The sequence below is a fragment of the Knoellia aerolata DSM 18566 genome, from assembly GCF_000768695.1.
GTDB lineage: Bacteria > Actinomycetota > Actinomycetes > Actinomycetales > Dermatophilaceae > Knoellia > Knoellia aerolata.
In genome coordinates this window covers 141,404-157,696 of record NZ_AVPL01000002.1, presented here as the reverse complement: position 1 = coordinate 157,696, position 16,293 = coordinate 141,404, and the positions used below count along the sequence as shown (strand labels likewise).

Below are 16,293 nucleotides of genomic sequence, written 5' to 3'. Positions count from 1 at the left end.
GAGCGGCCGGCCCGCCGGCGGTGGCCGACGATCAGATCTTGACGCCGAGGAGCGCGTCGAGGGTGCGGGCGAGCAGCCCCGGCGCGGTCGCCTCGGCCCCGCCGGTGCTGAGCGTGAGGTCGGCCCACGCGTCGACCGCGGCCAACGCAGCGGGCGCGTCGAGGTCGTCGGCGAGGGCAGTGCGGATCGCGGCGACCGTCGCGTCGGCCGACGGGGCGGTGTTGACCGACAGCGCCTCGCGCCACCGATCGAGGCGCGCCTGGGCGGCCGACAGCAGGTCCGGCGTGTAGTCCCAGTCGGTGCGGTAGTGCTGCCCGAGCAGGACGAGCCGGATCGCCATCGGGTCGACGCCCTCGGCGCGCAAGGCGGAGACGAGGACGAGGTTGCCGCGCGACTTGCTCATCTTGTGCCCGTCCAGCCCGACCATCCCGGCATGGGTGTGGACGTGGGCGTACTCCTGTACCCCGATGGCGCTCGCCTGCGCGACGGTCATCTCGTGGTGCGGGAAGATCAGGTCGGAGCCGCCACCGTTGACGTCGATCGGGACGCCGAGGCGGTCGAGCGCGATCGCCGTGCACTCCACATGCCACCCGGGGCGCCCAATGGGCAGCCCCGCGAACTCCCACGACGGTTCGCCGACGCGCGCGGCCCGCCACAGCAGCGGGTCGAGGGGGTCGCGCTTGCCCGGGCGGTCGGGGTCTCCCCCGCGCTCGGCGAAGACGGCGAGCATCTGCTCACGCGACCAGCCCGAGACCTGCCCGAAGCCGGTGACCGTCGAGAGGTCGACGTAGAGGTCGGGGCCGTCGACGTCGTCGTTCGGGACCTCGTATGCCGCCCCGCCGGCGAGGGTGCGCAGCACCAGCTCGGCGATGGTCGGCATGGCCTCGACCACGCCGACGTAGTCCCGCGGCGGGATGACCTGCAGGGCCGTCATGTCCTCGCGGTAGAGGTCGGCCTCGGCGACGGCGAGGTCACGCCAGTCGATGCCGTCCCGGGCCGCCCGCTCGAGCAGCGGGTCGTCGACGTCGGTGACGTTCTGCGTGTAGTGCACCTCGTGGCCGTTGTCGCGAAGCACCCGGCCCACGAGGTCGAAGGCGACGTAGGTGGCGGCGTGGCCGAGGTGGGTCGCGTCGTAGGGGGTGATGCCGCAGACGTAGAGGCGCGCGACCGGTCCGGGGGTGATCTCCCGCAGCCGACCCGTGCTGGTGTCGTGGAGTCGGAGGCCGGCTCCGCCGGGCGGGATGGCGGGCAGGAACGGAGTGGGCCACGAGATCACTGACGCAGCCTACGGCGGGCCCTCACATCGCCGGCCACGGGATGGCCGGCCACCCCGGGCTCGGCAGGGGGTGGCGCCGGTCGGCGAGGAGCCGCTCGGCGCGCCGGGTCAGGGCGGTGATCTCGTCCTCCGTGAGCAGCCCGGCGAGACTCGCGACGAGGTCGCCGGCCCGCAGCGCCGCCCGGACCCGCTCGAGCCGGGTGACGTCGTCGGCGTGGAGCGCCTCGCCGGCCCAGCCCCAGAGGACGGTCCGCAGCTTCGGCTCGACCCCGAGGCTGACGCCGTGGTCCACGCCCCACAGCCCGCCGCCGACGCGGAGGAGGTGGCCGCCCTTGCGGTCGGAGTTGTTGATGAGGGCGTCGAAGACCGCCGCGGTGCGCACCTCGGGGTCGACGGAGTGGGCCACGACGACCTCCTCCCCGTCGGGGGCCTCGCCACGCAGGACCTCGCGCCACCCGTCGGGCACCGAGCCCGGGGCCACGACGTCGACGACGAGCTCGACGGGGGTCTCGGGGTCGCCGATCCACTCCTGGCTGGACGCCGGTCCCCACGGACCGTCGTGCATGACGGTGGGCGGCACGAGGTCGAACCCGCCCGCCCGGCTGACGAGGTATGCCGCCCGCTCTCGTCCCGCCAGCGTCCCGTCCGGGTAGTCCCAGAGGGGGCGCTCCAACGCCACCGGCTTGTGGATCGCGAGGCGGGAGTCCTGCCCGTGCGTGACGCGCACGAGGACGGCGCCGTTGGACGAGTCGACGATGCGACCGAGCAGCTCGACCTCTCCCAGGGCGAGCAGGTCCTCGACCTCGGTGGACACGACCTACCGCTTGTAGCCGTTGGACCGAGGGCAGATGTGGCCGTCGGGGTCGAGTGGCTGGCCGCAGAAGGGGCAGGGCGGGCGCCCGGCCGCGATGATGGCGAGGCAGCGCCGGGCGAAGGCCCGGGCGCTCGTGGGGTCGAGGACGACGCGCACCGAGTCGACCGGGGGTTCCTCCTCGGGGTCGCGGTCGTGGCACTCGATGACCACGGAGGAGCGGCCTTCGTCCCACGCGAGGCTGACGGTGTCGACGCGGAACTCGTCCTCGATGGGGGTCTCGAGGGCCTCGGTGTCGGTGTGGTGCTCGCCGACGGCCTCGGAGGCCTCGGGACCGCCGACGTTGTCGAGCAGGTCGGAGATGCGCTCGGCGAGGATGCTCACCTGGACCTTCTCGATCGACACCGACACGAGGCGGCCGCCGCCGCGGGCCTGCAGGAAGAAGGTGCGGCCCCCGGGGGGACCCACGGTGCCCGCGACGAAGCGCTCTGGCGGGTCGAAGTCACTGATCGCCATGCGCGCAGACTAACCCGAGAAGCCCCACGGGAGCTCGAGGCGGTGGCGGCGCAGGAGCGCGCCATCGGCGAGGAGCTCGCGGGTCCGTCCGTCGGCCGCGACGACACCGTCCGAGAGCACGACCGACCGCTCGCACAGCTGGAATGCGAAGGGCAGGTCGTGGGTGACCATGAGCACGGTGACGTCGAGCGAGGTGATGAGCTCGCCGAGCTCGCGTCGCGACGTGGGGTCGAGGTTCGACGACGGCTCGTCGAGGACGAGGATCTCGGGCTCCATGGCGAGCACGGTCGCGATCGCGACCCGCCGTCGCTGCCCGAACGAGAGGTGGTGCGGGGGCCGGTCGGCGTACCCCGTCATGTCGACGGCCGCGAGGGCGGAGTCGACCCGTGCGGCGAGTGCGTCACCGCGCAGCCCGAGGTTGGCCGGCCCGAACGCCACGTCGTCGCGCACCGTGGGCATGAACAGCTGGTCGTCGGGGTCCTGGAAGACGATCCCGACCCGCCGGCGGATCTCGAGGTGGTGCTCCGGGACCACGGGGAGGCCGGAGATGGCCACGGAGCCCGCTCCCGCCTCGAGGATCCCGTTGAGGTGCAGCACGAGGGTCGTCTTCCCGGCGCCGTTGGGCCCGAGGAGGGCCACCCGCTCGCCCCGGTGCACGTGCAGGTCCACCCCGAACAGGGCCTGGTGCCCGTCGGGGTAGGCGAAGGCCAGGCCCCGGACGTCGAGGACGGGGATGCTCATGCGGTGTGCGCCACGACGAGCGTCCCGAGGGCGAGCACCGACGGGGCGAGGGCTCGCGCCCAGTCCGATGCCGAGGCGCTGAGCGGGTCGGTCACCGGCATCCGGCCGGTGTAGCCGCGGGACAGCATCGCGAGGTGCACCCGCTCGCCCCGCTCGTAGCTGCGGATGAACAGGGCCCCCGCGCTCGCGGCGACGACCGGCCACGACCGGACCGAGCGGGGTGCGAAGGCGCGGGACTCGCGGGCGACCTTCATCCGCTGCGCCTGGGAGCCCACCACCCCCAGGTAGCGGACCATGAACGCGAGGATCTGGACGAGCCGGTCCGGCACGCCGAGCCGCTGGAGCCCCCGCACGAGGTCGCGGCTCGACGTGGTCGTCGCGAACGCCACGGCCATGAGGACGCTCGTCGTCGCGGTGAGCAGGAGGGCCAGCCCCGCCTCCACCCCGTCGCGCGAGACGGTGACCGGTCCGACTCGCATCGTCGGGCCGACCGCGACGAACGGCAGCACGAGCGCGAACACGACGAACGGCGTCTCGACGACGAGCCGGGCCAGGACGTGCCGCCACGGGACGCGCGTGGCCGCGACCACGGCGAACGCGACCCCGAGCATGGCGAGCCGGTGCCCGTGGGCGTCGCGGGGCAGGGCGACGACGAGGAGGACGAAGAGCAGGAGGCCGACGAGCTTGGCGTGGGCCGGCAGGCGGTGGACGACCGAGGTGCCCTCGACGTGCAGGTGGGGTCCGAGTTGGCCGCCCACGTCAGTCGTCGTCGCTGGTGCCGCGCCGACGCAGGAGGTGCATGAGGCCGAAGGCGACGACGGCGACGACGGCGACACCGACCACCCCGGCCAGGCCACCGGAGAGGCGGGCGTCGCCGACCCCGGCAGTGCCGTAGTCGGAGAGGGGCGAACCGGAGGCGGCGTGCTCGCCGGCGCTGCGATCGAAGCCGAGACGCTCGGCGACGAACTCCAGCCCGTCCGGGTGGCCCGAGGCCCACACCGACACGACGCCGGCGAGGAGCAGGCAGACGCCGAGTCCTGCGGCGACGAGACGGCCCGTCGTGACGCGCCGGCGCGGAGTGCTGCTCATGCCGACGCCCCGGTCCGGATCTCGAGGGGCCGGGCGGTCGCGAGTCCCCGCGCCCCGTGGACGAGGTCGGGGCGGGTGGCGATGATGCTGCCCACGGCGAGCAGGGTGATGACGCCCTCCCCCACCCCGATGAGCGTGTGCCAGCCGAGCATCGCGGTCACGAGCGCCTCGAAGGGGATCGGCACTCGCCCGCCGACGGCATACAGGGCCGTGAACGCCAGCGCCGTGACGGGGACAGAGAGGAAGGCGGCGACCCCGGCCATCGCCGGGACCGCGGCGGGACCGGCGGAGCGCAGGACCCGGCGCAGGACGACGTAGCAGAGCCAGCCCGACCACACCCCGACCAGACCCATCAGGGTGATGTTGGTGCCGAGCGCGGTGATGCCGCCGTCGGCGAAGAGCAGCGCCTGGACGGCGAGGACGACGGTGAGGCAGAGCGTCGCCGTCCACGGCCCGACGAGGACCGCGGCGAGGGTGCCGCCGAGCAGGTGGCCGGACGTGCCCGCACCCACCGGGAAGTTGAGCATCTGCGCGGCGAAGACGAACACCGCGACGAGGCCGGCCAGCGGCGCCGTGCGGTCGTCGAGCTCGCGCCGGGCGCGACCGAGCGCGAGGGCGACCCCGCCTGCCGCCAGGACCGCCGTGGCGACCGAGGTGGGGGCGTCGAGGAACCCGTCCGGGACGTGCATGCCGTGCCTCCACTGTTGCGAACCGTGTGCAACAACGACTCTATCCCGTGCCGCCGCCCACGGTGGCGTCGCCCGCCGGGACCGTGGCGGGCACCGTCGTCAGCCCGCGGCCGAGGGCGTCGCCGGCCGAGTTGACGGCGAGGACCATGACCCGGTCACCGGTGCGGCGCACGAGCGAGACCGACGCGGGGTCGACGTGGACCCGCTGCAGACCGGCCAGCCCCGCCCCGACGGCGTCGGCAAGCACCGCCTTGATCGGGTCGCCGTGGCTCACGGCGACCCACACCGCCTCCGGCCCGCGCTCGGCCTCGACCTCGGCGTCGATGCGCGCGATGGCCGAGACGACCCGGTGGGCCATCTCGGTGAGCGACTCGGCGGCATACCGGTCGCTGGCCGGGAAACGCGCGGACGCGGGGTCGTCCTGGACGGTGCGCCAGAGCGGATCCCGGGTCAGCTCGGAGATCGGCCGACCGGTCCACGCGCCGTAGTGGCACTCACCCAGGTCGTCGAGCACCTCGGCGCTTGCCCCCGGCAGCAGGAGCTCGGCCGTCTCGCGGCAGCGTTGGAGCGGGCTCGTCACCAGCCGGGCGATGGGGACCTCGGTGAGGCGGGCGGCGATCCGGGCCACCTCGTCGCGGCCGCGCTCGGTCAGCCCGACGCCCTCGGTCCACCCGGCGAGGACGGCGTCGGCGTTCGCGGTCGAGTGTCCGTGCCGGACGAGCAGAAGCAGTGCCACGGCGCCCACTGTAGGCAACAATGGCGCCCGTGATCGTCGACAAGGCCCTGTACCGCGACGGCCGGCGCGAACCGTGCGGCGACCTCAGCGACGAGCTGGACCGGATGAGGAGCTCCGGCTCGCCCCACGACTTCCTGTGGATCGGACTCAAGGACCCCTCGATGGCCGAGCTCGAGGAGGTCAACGCCGAGCTCGGGCTGGGCCTGCACCAGCTCGCCCTCGAGGACGCGGTGTCGGGCCGCCAGCGGGCCAAGATCGAGCTCTACGGCCGTGACATGTTCGTCGTCCTCAAGACCCTGAGCTACATCGAGGAGACCTCGGACGTCGAGACCGGCGAGATCATGATCCACATCAGCGAGCACTTCGTGCTGACGATCCGCCGCGGTGAGCTCAGCCCGCTGGCCGGCGTCCGCAAGGAGCTCGAGGACGACCCGGCCAAGCTCGCGCTGGGTCCCATGGCGGCCCTGCACGCGATCATCGACAAGGCTGTGGACCAGTACCTCGAGATCGACGTCGAGCTCGCCCGCGACATCGACGAGATCGAGGAGGGCGTCTTCTCGGAGGAGCTGGTCTCCTCGGACGTCATCTACCGGCTCAAGCGCGAGGTCCTCGAGGTGCGTCGTGCCATCACGCCGATGATCGTGCCGCTGCGGATGCTCCACACGAGCCAGCGCTCGCCACTCCCCCACGACGAGCTGCGCCTGCTCTTCCGCGACGTCGACGACCACCTGCACTTCGTCGCCGACCGGATGGACTCGTACGACCGCCTGCTCAGCGACGTCCTCAGCGCCAACCTCGCCAAGATCTCGGTCCAGCAGAACGCGGACATGCGCAAGATCTCGGCGTGGGTCGCCATCGCCGCCGTGCCGACGATGATCGCCGGCATCTACGGGATGAACTTCGACCACATGCCCGAGCTGCGATGGCACTACGGCTACTTCGCCGTCCTCGCCCTCATGGCGTCGGTGTGCGCCGGCCTGTGGGTGACGTTCAAGCGGGTGCGGTGGCTCTGAGTCCCGCTCAGGTGGCGGTGAGCCACCCGGCCCCGAGCACGACGAAGAGGATCGCCCCCAGCACGACCCGGTAGGCGATGAACGAGACCAGCGAGTTGCTCTGGACGAACCGCAGCAGCCAGGCGATCGAGGCGTAGGCGACGACGAACGCGACGACCATGCCCGTGATGATCGGGCCGACGCCGAGCGCCTTGAGCGCGTCGACGTTGTCGACCGTCTCGTAGATCCCGGCACCGGTGAGCGCCGGGATGGCGAGGAAGAAGGACAGCTCGGTCGAGGTGACGCGGTCGATGCCGCGCATGAGGCCCGCGGAGATCGTCGCACCGGAGCGTGAGACTCCCGGGACGAGCGAGAAGCACTGCACCAGGCCGATGACGAGGCCGTCCTTGATCGTCAGGGCGTCCTCACCGCGCTGCTCACCCTGCGCCGCGAGGACGTCGTGGCGCCGCTCGGCGACCCACATGACCGCGCTCCACAGGATGAGGGCGCCGGCGACGACCCAGAGGCTGCGCAGCGGCCCGGAGATGAGGTCCTTGAGGAGCAGGGCCGTGACGACGACGGGCAGCGAGCCCACGATGACGGCCCACGCGAGCTGGTAGTCGTGCTCCTGTCGAGCCTGCGCGCTGCGCAGACCGGCGACCCACGCGAGGAAGAGGCGCAGGATCTTCTTTCCGAAGTACGTGAACGTCGCGAGGATCGCGCCGATCTGGATGAGAGCCGTGTATGCCGTGACCGCCGGTGCGTCGACCGGCATCCCGAGCAGCTTCTCGGCGATGGTGAGGTGACCGGTGGAGGAGACGGGGAGGTACTCGGTGAGGCCTTCGACGACGCCGAGGATGACGGCCTCGAGATAGCTGAGCTCGACGGGTGGGTCGACAAGGATCATGGGGTGGGGGCTTCCTGCACGGTCGTGGGGACGAGGTCTGCCATCACCCGGAGGGTCTCGACCCGCTCCTCGATGGTCAGGGCAAAGGGTGACACGCCGAGCGTGGTGACCCCGGCAGCGGCGTAGCGCGTGGCGCGTTCGCGGATCCGCTCGGGCGGGCCGATGAGGGCGGTGGCGTCGATGAACTCGAAGGGGACCGCCTCCGCGGCGTCCCGGTGCTGCCCGGCGAGGAAGAGCTCCTGCACCCGGGCGGCCTCGTCCTCGAAGCCCATCCGGCAGGCGAGCTGGTTGTAGAAGTTCTTCTCGCGTGAGCCCATGCCGCCGATGTAGAGCGCCGAGTAGGCCGCGACCGCGGCGGCACCGGCCTCCACGTCGTCGGTGACGACGACCGGCACCGTCGGGACGATGTCGAACCCGGCCATCGGGTCGTCGTCGCTCCCCCGCCCGGCCGCGCGGCGACCTATCGCGATCGACTCGACGATGTCGCCGGAGTGCTCGGGAGAGAAGAAGATGGCGAGCCAGCCGTCGGCGATCTCACCGGTCAGCTCGAGGTTCTTCGGGCCGACCGCGGCGAGGTAGACGGGCAGGTGCGTCTGCGTGGGCGCGATCGTCAGCTTGAGGGCCTTGCCCGGACCGTCCGGGAGGGGCAGCGTGAAGTGCGTGCCGGCATACGCCAGCCGTTGGCGCGACAGCGCCAGGCGCACGATCTCGACGTACTCACGGGTGCGCCCGAGGGGCTTGTCGAAGCGGACGCCGTGCCAGCCCTCGCTCACCTGCGGGCCGGAGACCCCGAGACCGAGACGAAAACGCCCCCCGGAGAGGTGGTCCAGCGTGGCGGCCGTCATGGCCGTCATCGCCGGGGTGCGCGCCGGGATCTGCATCACCGCGGACCCGAGGGCGATCCGCTCGGTGCTCGCACCGATCCACGAGAGGAACGTAACCGCGTCGCTGCCGTAGGCCTCGGCGACCCACGCGGAGTCGTAGCCGAGGCGGTCGGCCTCCTTCGCCAGGGTGAGCATGTCCGCACTGGAGGACAGGCCCATGTAGCCGAGGTTCACCGCGAGTCGCATGCGCCCACGGTAGTGCGGAGGGTGTCCGCGACCTCGGCGAGGTGCGGCCGCCGCTGGGGTCAGCGCGTGCGGTCGGCGCCAGCGGGCTCGCCGTCGGCCGAGCCACCGGTGTCGGAGTCGTCGCCGTCGTCGGACTCGTCGTCGAAGTCCTCGTCGTCCAGGCCCGCGTAGACGCCGTCGTCATCGTCGTCGTCCTCGTCGAGGTCCTCCTCGTCCTCGTCGTCCGCGTCGCCGTCGTCGCCGGTGTAGACGTCGAGCGGGGTCATCTCGCCGAAGGCCTCGTAGAGGGCGTTGTCGTAGGTCTCGAAGGCGTCGAGCAGGTCGTCGTAGGCCGCGGCCACGGTCGGGTCGTCCTCACCGCGGCGGCCGGAGCACGCCTCGAGGTGCCGTTCGAAGGCGGAGACGAGGAGGGAAAGGCTGGCACGCGGGTCGGCGCTCATGCACAGAACCGTAGCGTCTCGTGCCGCACAATGGGTCGATGGTCGAATACGAGTATCGGGTCATGGTCTTCGGACGGGACACCCGTCGCGGGGACATCCGTCGGGAGCTGACCGAGCACGCCGAGTACGGCCACTGGGAGCTGCACCGGACCCGCATCTACATCGGCGGCGTGACCCGAACCTGGCTGCGGCGCAAGATCATTCGCGCCCACCGCGCGTCCTGACGCGCGCGAGGTGGACCGCCTCGTCAGCAGGTCTCGATGAGCCGCTGCAGCACCCGGGCACCGAACCTCAGCGACTCGGTCGGGACCCGCTCGTTGATCCCGTGGAACATGGGCGCGAAGTCGAGGTCCGCCGGCAGGCGGAGCGGGGCGAACCCGTAGCCGGTGATGCCCAGCAGCGACAGCGCCTTGTTGTCGGTGCCGCCGGAGAGGCAGTAGGGCAGGACCTCGGCGTCGGGGTCCTCGGCCCGCAGGGCGGCGACCATGGCGTCGACGAGGTCGCCCTCGAAGGGCGCGTCGAGCGCGATGTCGCGGTGCAGCACCTCGATGCTCACGTGCTCGCCGACGAGGTCGGCGATCGTGCGCATGAGCTCCTCCTCGTGTCCGGGGAGGAACCGGCAGTCGACGTTGGCGCTGGCCTGCTGCGGGATGACGTTGTGCTTGTAGCCGGCGTCGAGCATCGTGACGTTGCTCGTGTCCTGCAGCGTCCCGCGGACGAAGCCCTGGGCCCCGCCGAGGTGGTCGAGCAGCTCGTCGAGGTCCTCGTCGGAGTAGGGGACGCCGGTGAGCTCGCTCAGGCCGTCGAGCAGCGTGCGCACCGACGGGATGAACTCGCGCGGCCACTTGTGCGCGGCGAGGCGGGTCAAGGCCTCGGCCAGCCGGGCGATGGGGTTCTCGTCATTGGGGACCGACCCGTGCCCGGCCCGCCCCGTGGCGGTGAGCCGGATCCAGGCGATGCCCTTCTCGGCGGTCTGGAGCAGATAGGCGCGCCTCTCGCCTCCGTCGGCGGTGGGCACGGTGACGCTGTAGCCGCCCACCTCGCTGATCGCCTCGGTGACGCCCTCGAAGAGGTCCGGACGCGTGTCGACGAGGTGGTGCGAGCCCTTGACTCCCCCGGCCTCCTCGTCGGCGAAGAGTGCGATGACGAGGTCACGCGGCGGGACGATGCCCTCGCGGGCGATGTGCCGGACGCAGGCGATGATCATCGCGTCCATGTCCTTCATGTCCACGGCGCCGCGGCCCCAGATGCAGCCGTCGCGCTCCAGGCCCGAGAACGGGTCGACCTCCCAGTCCTGCGCGTTCGCCGGCACGACGTCGAGGTGGCCGTGGATGCACAGCCCGCCACGCTCCCGGTCGGCGCCGGGGATCCGCACGACGAGCGAGGCCCGGCCGGGGTCGGACTCGATGATCTCGGGCTCCAGCCCCACCTCGCGGAAGAGGGCCGCCACGTGGTCGGCGGCGGCGCGCTCGCCGGGTCCGGTCCCGTCCCCGTAGTTCGACGTGTCGATCCGGATGAGGTCCTGGCAGATCCCGACGACCTCGTCCTCGGGGCGGCTCTGCGTGGTCTGCGTCATGCGTTCCAGCCTAGGTGGCACAGCCGATTTCCGGTTGTGCCGGTATGCCGTGTAAAGTTCCCGCTCGTTGCAGGCACCGCCCCGCGGAGCATGCAGACACCTCGTCCGGGTGGCGGAAATGGCAGACGCGCTAGCTTGAGGTGCTAGTCCTCGTATAGAGGGTGGGGGTTCAAGTCCCCCCTCGGACACCGGTCGCGCTCCACGTCTGTGCAGTTCACAGACGTGGAGCGCTTTCGCTTGGGGCTGCTTCGACGCCAACCCGCCAGGGCCCCGACGTGGGCTTCGGGTCAGCGGAGTCCGGTGTCGGAGGGTGACAACGCGTCCACGGCTGGATGCGGCGGCGGACCCTGCTGGCGCGCGATGGCTCGAGCCACCACGGGTCGGTGCTCCGGTCGGGCGGCGGCCTCGATGTCTCGAAGCGCGATGTGCACGCGGCGCCGGACCCTGGGGCTGTCCTCGCCCCAATGAGCGATCTCCTCGAAGGCGAGGGCAAGGAACTCGTCGAACCCCGGCTGCGGCACCGACACGAGGAGGTGCCCGTCGTCGGCTGTGCGTTGCCGCGGCGGCAGGGCGCGGGTGGCGAGCCTGCGCACGATGTCGTGCAGATGGTCAAGCGCCTGCACCGCGGTCGTCGGGTCGTTGACCCCCGGGGAGAGGGCACGCTCTGCGATGTCCACGAGCTGACGAAGGCCGAACCCCACGTCCTCGTCCATGCTGCGCTCGCGACCCAGGTGAACCGCCGCATGCACCGGGTCGTCGTCGAACGACGCGTGCCCATGGACGAGTGCGAGAGGCGCCCCCGTGGCGACGAACTCCCCCACGGCACGCAGCAGCTCGATCGACACACCGTGACCGGCAGCCGCAGAGGCGACGGCGGAATCGTCGACCCACTGCACCACACCGGGGCTGCGCGCGGCGATGGTGCGCGTCGGGCCGCCCGGCAGGGGCCGCGCGGGCAGGACCGGAGCCGGCTGGTCGCCGGCGGGGAAGCGGTCGTCCAGGAGCGCCCGGGTGTCGTCCGCGATCGAGGCCAGGATGGCGGCAGCACGGATGGACTGGGCGATGTGGTGGATGTAGGCGAGGAAGACGAGCACCGAGGCGAGGACGAGGGCAAAGGAGACCGTGACGCCGATCTGGGGCACGAACGGGTCGACCTGAGCGGTGCCTCGTACGCCGCGCAGCACCACGAGCCCATAGACGAAGGTGGCGACGAACACTCCCAGGGCGACCTGGTTGAAGCGGTCCTCGAGGAAGGAGCGCAGGACCCGGGGCGAGAACTGGCTGCTCGTCAGCTGGAGGACCACGATCGTGATCGAGAAGACCAGGCCGGTGAACGAGATCATCGAGGTGATGATGGCCGCCAGCAGCGAGCGAGCCCCCTCGGGACCGCCGGCGAACAGGAACGGCAGCCGCAGGGACGTGTCGAGCCTGTCGTCGATCGCTGTCACCCCCAAGGCGAGCAGGACCGCGGCGATGGCGAACAGGAGCGGGATCGCCCAGAAACGGTGCGACAAGGCTTTCCACGGTGCGTTCACGGGCCCGGCTTCCAGAGATCGTCGGATGTGGTGTGGACCAGCACCGTGGGCACGTCGGCCAGGCTCAAGGAGCCCTCCGCCTCGAGCGCGACGGCGCGAGCGCCAGCCGCGCGTGACCGGCTGTGCTCACGGCCTGGGAGATCCGGTCCTCGAGGACCTCGGACTTCACGAGTCTCTCGATCGCCGCCACCTCCTCGCCGGCGATGCCGACGACCTTCCTCGCACCGGACCCGCCCAGTCGTCGAAGAACACGTGACACCTCCCTGCGGTTGCCTGGTCTCGGAGGCTATACCGAGAAGGGTTGGCGCAGGAGGACGGATCGAGCGCGCGTTCACGAGGAGCCGCCCGTCGGCCGGCGAACGACGTCGAGGACCGCGACCCGCCGGTCACGACCTGACAGGACCGGTGCGCCGGTCCTCGTGTCAGGTCTCCGGCACGTCGATGAACGCTGGGCTCGGGTTCACGGTCCACTTCCGACCCAGGGGTGGTGGTCGACGATGACCCCGGCTCCACACGCGGCAGCACCCACGAGGTCGATGAGGAGGCTCTCGGGATCCTGCGTCGTGAGCCGGCCGGACGCGACGCCGTTGACGCCGTCCACCAGCACGTCGGGCACGGCCTCGAAGACAGCGCAGGACAGCAGGATCAGACGCTCGCCGGCAGCCGGGAACTCGGTGTCGTGCGCGGCTCCGTCGCAAGGCCGCGTTCGGCAGGCGTGCCTGTTCACGACGATCGCCGGGGGCGCGGCGCGGACCGCGACGAGCAGCTCTCCGTCGGCGGTGCAGGCGGCCGCAGCGAAGGACTCCCCACGCTGGAGGGACTCGGACGAGCCGACGTGGTCGCCGACGACGATCTGCGTGAGCCGCGCCTTTCGTTCGAGGCGGACGACTCCGTAGGGGTACTCCACGCAGGTGACCGTCCACCGAGGGTCGCTCGCGGTGCGCACGAGCGCCGTGTCCACGAGGCGGCTCGTCACCGTCGGCCCGTCCTCCGCCCGAGGCGGGCTGGCGAGCCGAGGACCGAGGACGGCCGACCGCGACCGGTCGTCCATGTAGTGGTGAGGTCCTGCGAGCCTCTTCATAACCGCACGGTGCCAGCACGACATGACGAGCGTGACGGCGATCTCTTTGCGCTTTGATGACAACTGCGGCCGGCACGCCGTCGGCGAGCCCGCCGGCCGGCTTCGGTGGCAGACTGCCGTGATGCCCAGGCTGCTCGTGCTCGAGGATGACGACGGGATCCGCGTCTCGCTCGCGATGGCGCTTGAGGACGAGGGGTATGAGACCACGTCGCACCCCGACGCGGAGGCCGCGTTGCGGGACCCGGTGTTCGGTGAGGTGGACGTCTTCCTCGTCGACCTCATGCTGGGCGCCGGGATGGACGGCTTCGACTTCATCCGAGAGGTGCGGCGCCGCAGTGATGTCCCGGTCATCGTTCTCAGCGCCAAGGCGGACACCCACGACATCGTCGCGGCGCTGGAGGCGGGCGCCGATGACTACGTGACCAAGCCGTTCGAGATCAAGGAGGTCAGTGCCCGGTTGCGGGCTCTGCGCCGTCGACTGCCGACGCGCGTGGCAGAGCCGTCACATGCAGGAACGGGAGAGTTCGTCATCGACTCCGCGAACGGGCCGCTGGTGCTCGACGCCCATGCCGGTGTCCTCCGTCGGGGCGCCGACGCCGTCCACGTGACCGTCACCGAGTACCACCTGCTGCGCGAGCTCGCGACGTCGGCCGGTCAGGTCCTGAGTCGCCAGGCCCTGCTGGAGCGCGTGTGGGACCACGGCTACTTCGGCGACCAGCGCATCGTGGACGTCCACGTTCGCCGGGTGCGGACCAAGATCGAGGTGGATGCCTCCGAGCCGCGTCTTCTCGTCACGGTGCGAGGGCTTGGCTACCGGCTGGACTGCGCGTGAGGATCGGGCGCGCGCACCTGGGCGTGCGCGCCACGTCCACCGTCTCCTTCGCCGTGCTGGCACTGGTCATCTCTGCCGTGCTCGCGGGCGGTACCTACCTCACCGCACGCCACTTCCTCCTCGGCCAGCGCGAGGACACCGCGGCGCGGCAGTCGTTCGTGGACGCCGCCCTGGTCCGCGAGGGCCTGCTCACCGCAGGGGCGGAGGTCAGCGAAGTCCTCGACTCGACGTCACCGCCACCGGGCGCGGTGGTCGTCATCGAGCGCGACGGAGCCTGGTACTCCTCCTCGCTCGATACCGAGGCCGAGGCCATCCCCACCCACATTCGGCGACTGGCGTCCAAGGGGCAGTCCGCACAGGCGTGGACCCTGCTCGGGACCCAGCCAGCCATCGTCGTCGGCGTACCCATCCCCGCCGTGCGGGCCCAGTTCTACGAGCTCTCCCCCACGACCGAGCTCGACTCGACGCTGCGGACGTTGGCTGCGGTCCTGGGCGCCTTCGCGCTCGTGACCACGGTGGCGGGTGCGCTCATCGGACGGGCGGCCTCCGCGCGGGTCGTCGCGCCCCTGGAGGACGTCGCTTCCGCGACGGCCGACATCGCGGCCGGCCGGATGACCACGCGCCTCCCCGCAACCTCCGACCCCGACCTGGCCGTCATCGTCGGGTCGTTCAACACGATGGTCGAGGCGCTCGACCAGCGCATGCGCCGCGATGCCCGCTTCGCGGCCGACGTCGCCCACGAGCTGCGCTCTCCGGTGACCACCCTGATGACGAGCGTGACGGTGTTGCGCGGCACGGAGGCAGGAGCCACGGGGCGTCGCCGGGCGGCCACCGACCTCGTCGAACGGGAGGTGCGGCGACTGCACCGGTCCCTGGAGCACCTGCTCGAGCTGGGACGGCTTGAGGCGGGAGTCCTCGAGCTGGACCGCGGGCCTGTCGATGTGGGTGAGCTGGTGACGCACACCGTGAGGGACACGATGCGACCGGAGGAGCTCGTGACCCTCGTGGGCAGCCCGCTCGTGGTCGTCGCCAACAAGGCCATCCTGCACCGTGCCGTGGTGAACCTGCTCGACAACGCGGACGTCCATGGTGGGGGCACCCGGGAGGTCACCGTCGGCTGCGCCGCCGACCAGGTGCAGGTGCGCGTCGCGGACGCCGGTCCGGGGGTCCCCACGGCCGAGCGTGACCGGGTCTTCGAGCGTTTCGTCCGGGTCGGGTCACGCGGGTCCCGCTCGGGATCCGGTCTGGGGCTGAGCCTGGTTGCGGAGACCGCCCATGCCCACGGGGGGTCGGTCTGGTGCGAGGAGCGCCCCGGGGGCGGCGCGACCTTCGTGCTCAGTCTCCCGGCCGCCCCGGCCAGTCGCGGGGCCGGGGCATGACGTGCGCGGCACGGGGGAAGGCGATCGCCACGCTGGTCGCCGCACTCGTGGCCGCGTGCTCTGTCGCCGCCTGCGGCGCCCCGTCGGGGTCTCCGGCGCGCACCATCGAGTCGGTGCCCTACGACCTCACGGCGCCCGCGCCCTCCGCCTCCTCCACCAACACTCCCGGGCCTTCACGCGGCCCGCAGGTCTTCCTGTTGCGTGACGAGGCGCTTCTGGCCGCGTCGCCTGTCCCGCCGGGCACCGACGTCCGGGCCAGTGCGAGACGCGCGCTCGAGCAGTTGGTCGAGGGCCCGACCGACCGGGACCGGACCGCCGGGTTCTCCACCGCACTCGGACCCGAGGTCCGCCTGTCCCTCTCGGACCTTGCCGATGGCCGTGCCACGATCGACATCCGTCTCGGCGACCAGGCCCTCGGTGCCGGACGGCTTCCACTCGCGGTCGGTCAGATCGTCCTCACCCTCACGTCGGTCGTGGGGGTGGACGAGGTGGTCCTGACCGCGGGCGGAGCCCGCATCGCGGCGCCCCTTCCGGGGGGCGCGCTCACGGATCGGCCGCTTCGGGCCCGCGACTACGCCGAGCTCGTCATGCCACCGACCGCACCGACGACCGCCGCCGCCGGC

19 protein-coding genes, 1 tRNA gene and 1 pseudogene are annotated in these 16,293 nt (G+C 71.9%); 6 read left to right on the top strand and 15 right to left on the bottom strand.

Annotation, left to right across the window (positions count from 1 at the left end):
* Positions 1-31: 31 nt before the first annotated feature.
* The 8 genes from mshC to N801_RS01940 are packed head-to-tail and all read right to left on the bottom strand — an operon-like array spanning position 32 to position 5,858.
* The gene (gene mshC / locus N801_RS01975; RefSeq protein ID WP_035932268.1) at positions 32-1,276 is read right to left on the bottom strand and encodes a cysteine--1-D-myo-inosityl 2-amino-2-deoxy-alpha-D-glucopyranoside ligase; all 1,245 of its coding nucleotides are present in this window, start codon (positions 1,274-1,276) and stop codon (positions 32-34) included.
* 22 nt (positions 1,277-1,298) lie between these two features.
* Positions 1,299-2,090 (bottom strand): SCO1664 family protein, encoded by a 792-nt coding sequence (locus N801_RS01970; protein ID WP_035932267.1) that lies wholly within the window; start codon positions 2,088-2,090, stop codon positions 1,299-1,301.
* Between the two features lie 3 nt (positions 2,091-2,093).
* Positions 2,094-2,603, bottom strand: a complete 510-nt coding sequence (locus tag N801_RS01965; protein ID WP_035932266.1) for a DUF3090 domain-containing protein — start codon at positions 2,601-2,603, stop codon at positions 2,094-2,096.
* A 9-nt stretch (positions 2,604-2,612) separates the two neighbouring features.
* A complete protein-coding gene (locus N801_RS01960) occupies positions 2,613-3,344 on the bottom strand; it encodes an energy-coupling factor ABC transporter ATP-binding protein (RefSeq protein ID WP_035932264.1) in 732 nt (243 codons plus the stop codon).
* A complete protein-coding gene (gene cbiQ, locus N801_RS01955) occupies positions 3,341-4,102 on the bottom strand; it encodes a cobalt ECF transporter T component CbiQ (RefSeq protein WP_035932262.1) in 762 nt (253 codons plus the stop codon). Before cbiQ ends, N801_RS01960 begins: the two co-directional genes overlap by 4 nt.
* Before the next feature lies 1 nt (position 4,103).
* Positions 4,104-4,433, bottom strand: coding sequence for a PDGLE domain-containing protein (locus tag N801_RS20925; RefSeq protein ID WP_035932260.1), 330 nt, complete (start codon positions 4,431-4,433; stop codon positions 4,104-4,106).
* On the bottom strand, positions 4,430-5,122 hold the full coding sequence (locus tag N801_RS01945) for an energy-coupling factor ABC transporter permease (RefSeq protein WP_035932258.1): 693 nt from the start codon (positions 5,120-5,122) through the stop codon (positions 4,430-4,432). Before N801_RS01945 ends, N801_RS20925 begins: the two co-directional genes overlap by 4 nt.
* Before the next feature lie 40 nt (positions 5,123-5,162).
* Entirely contained in the window at positions 5,163-5,858 is a 696-nt protein-coding gene (locus N801_RS01940; protein ID WP_035932256.1) for an MSMEG_4193 family putative phosphomutase, read from the bottom strand.
* A 29-nt stretch (positions 5,859-5,887) separates the two neighbouring features.
* On the opposite strand from N801_RS01940, the gene N801_RS01935 reads away from it, so the two are divergent.
* Positions 5,888-6,871: a magnesium and cobalt transport protein CorA gene (locus N801_RS01935; RefSeq protein ID WP_035932383.1), complete on the top strand. Its 984-nt coding sequence runs from the start codon at positions 5,888-5,890 to the stop codon at positions 6,869-6,871.
* A gap of 7 nt (positions 6,872-6,878) precedes the next feature.
* On the opposite strand, the gene N801_RS01930 is transcribed toward N801_RS01935, so the two are convergent.
* Genes N801_RS01930 through N801_RS01920 form a run of 3 tightly spaced genes read right to left on the bottom strand, consistent with a single transcriptional unit; the run spans position 6,879 to position 9,267 of the window.
* A complete protein-coding gene (locus N801_RS01930; protein WP_035932254.1) occupies positions 6,879-7,757 on the bottom strand; it encodes an undecaprenyl-diphosphate phosphatase in 879 nt (292 codons plus the stop codon).
* Complete coding sequence (locus tag N801_RS01925; RefSeq protein ID WP_035932253.1) at positions 7,754-8,827, bottom strand: LLM class F420-dependent oxidoreductase; 1,074 nt, start codon at positions 8,825-8,827, stop codon at positions 7,754-7,756. The genes N801_RS01930 and N801_RS01925 overlap by 4 nt, the downstream gene beginning before the upstream one ends.
* A gap of 59 nt (positions 8,828-8,886) precedes the next feature.
* Complete coding sequence (locus tag N801_RS01920; RefSeq protein WP_035932252.1) at positions 8,887-9,267, bottom strand: hypothetical protein; 381 nt, start codon at positions 9,265-9,267, stop codon at positions 8,887-8,889.
* A gap of 38 nt (positions 9,268-9,305) precedes the next feature.
* Here N801_RS01920 and N801_RS01915 point away from each other — a divergent pair, with 38 nt between their 5' ends.
* Positions 9,306-9,491: a DUF5703 family protein gene (locus N801_RS01915; protein ID WP_035932251.1), complete on the top strand. Its 186-nt coding sequence runs from the start codon at positions 9,306-9,308 to the stop codon at positions 9,489-9,491.
* Positions 9,492-9,514: 23 nt separating this feature from the next.
* On the opposite strand, the gene N801_RS01910 is transcribed toward N801_RS01915, so the two are convergent.
* Positions 9,515-10,843: a M20/M25/M40 family metallo-hydrolase gene (locus N801_RS01910; RefSeq protein WP_035932249.1), complete on the bottom strand. Its 1,329-nt coding sequence runs from the start codon at positions 10,841-10,843 to the stop codon at positions 9,515-9,517.
* Positions 10,844-10,946: 103 nt separating this feature from the next.
* Here N801_RS01910 and N801_RS01905 point away from each other — a divergent pair.
* Positions 10,947-11,031, top strand: a tRNA-Leu gene (locus tag N801_RS01905).
* Positions 11,032-11,130: 99 nt separating this feature from the next.
* On the opposite strand, the gene N801_RS01900 is transcribed toward N801_RS01905, so the two are convergent.
* The 3 genes from N801_RS01900 to N801_RS01895 form a co-directional block, all read right to left on the bottom strand.
* Positions 11,131-12,357 (bottom strand): DUF2254 domain-containing protein, encoded by a 1,227-nt coding sequence (locus N801_RS01900; RefSeq protein ID WP_211254650.1) that lies wholly within the window; start codon positions 12,355-12,357, stop codon positions 11,131-11,133.
* Positions 12,358-12,442: 85 nt separating this feature from the next.
* Positions 12,443-12,637 carry a hypothetical protein gene (locus N801_RS20530; protein WP_156996411.1) on the bottom strand — a complete coding sequence of 65 codons (195 nt, stop codon included), beginning with the start codon at positions 12,635-12,637 and terminating at the stop codon, positions 12,443-12,445.
* Positions 12,638-12,838: 201 nt separating this feature from the next.
* A complete protein-coding gene (locus tag N801_RS01895; protein ID WP_156996409.1) occupies positions 12,839-13,459 on the bottom strand; it encodes a hypothetical protein in 621 nt (206 codons plus the stop codon).
* A gap of 22 nt (positions 13,460-13,481) precedes the next feature.
* Between N801_RS01895 and N801_RS01890 the strand changes: the two genes are divergently transcribed.
* The 3 genes and pseudogenes from N801_RS01890 to N801_RS21845 form a co-directional block, all read left to right on the top strand.
* Positions 13,482-14,291 carry a winged helix-turn-helix domain-containing protein gene (locus N801_RS01890; protein ID WP_245618161.1) on the top strand — a complete coding sequence of 270 codons (810 nt, stop codon included), beginning with the start codon at positions 13,482-13,484 and terminating at the stop codon, positions 14,289-14,291.
* Positions 14,288-15,670 carry a HAMP domain-containing sensor histidine kinase gene (locus N801_RS01885; RefSeq protein WP_052112505.1) on the top strand — a complete coding sequence of 461 codons (1,383 nt, stop codon included), beginning with the start codon at positions 14,288-14,290 and terminating at the stop codon, positions 15,668-15,670. The genes N801_RS01890 and N801_RS01885 overlap by 4 nt, the downstream gene beginning before the upstream one ends.
* Positions 15,667-16,173 (top strand): annotated as a pseudogene (locus tag N801_RS21845) (GerMN domain-containing protein); the annotation flags it as partial. The gene N801_RS01885 and the pseudogene N801_RS21845, both read left to right, overlap by 4 nt.
* Between the last annotated feature and the right edge of the window lie 120 nt (positions 16,174-16,293).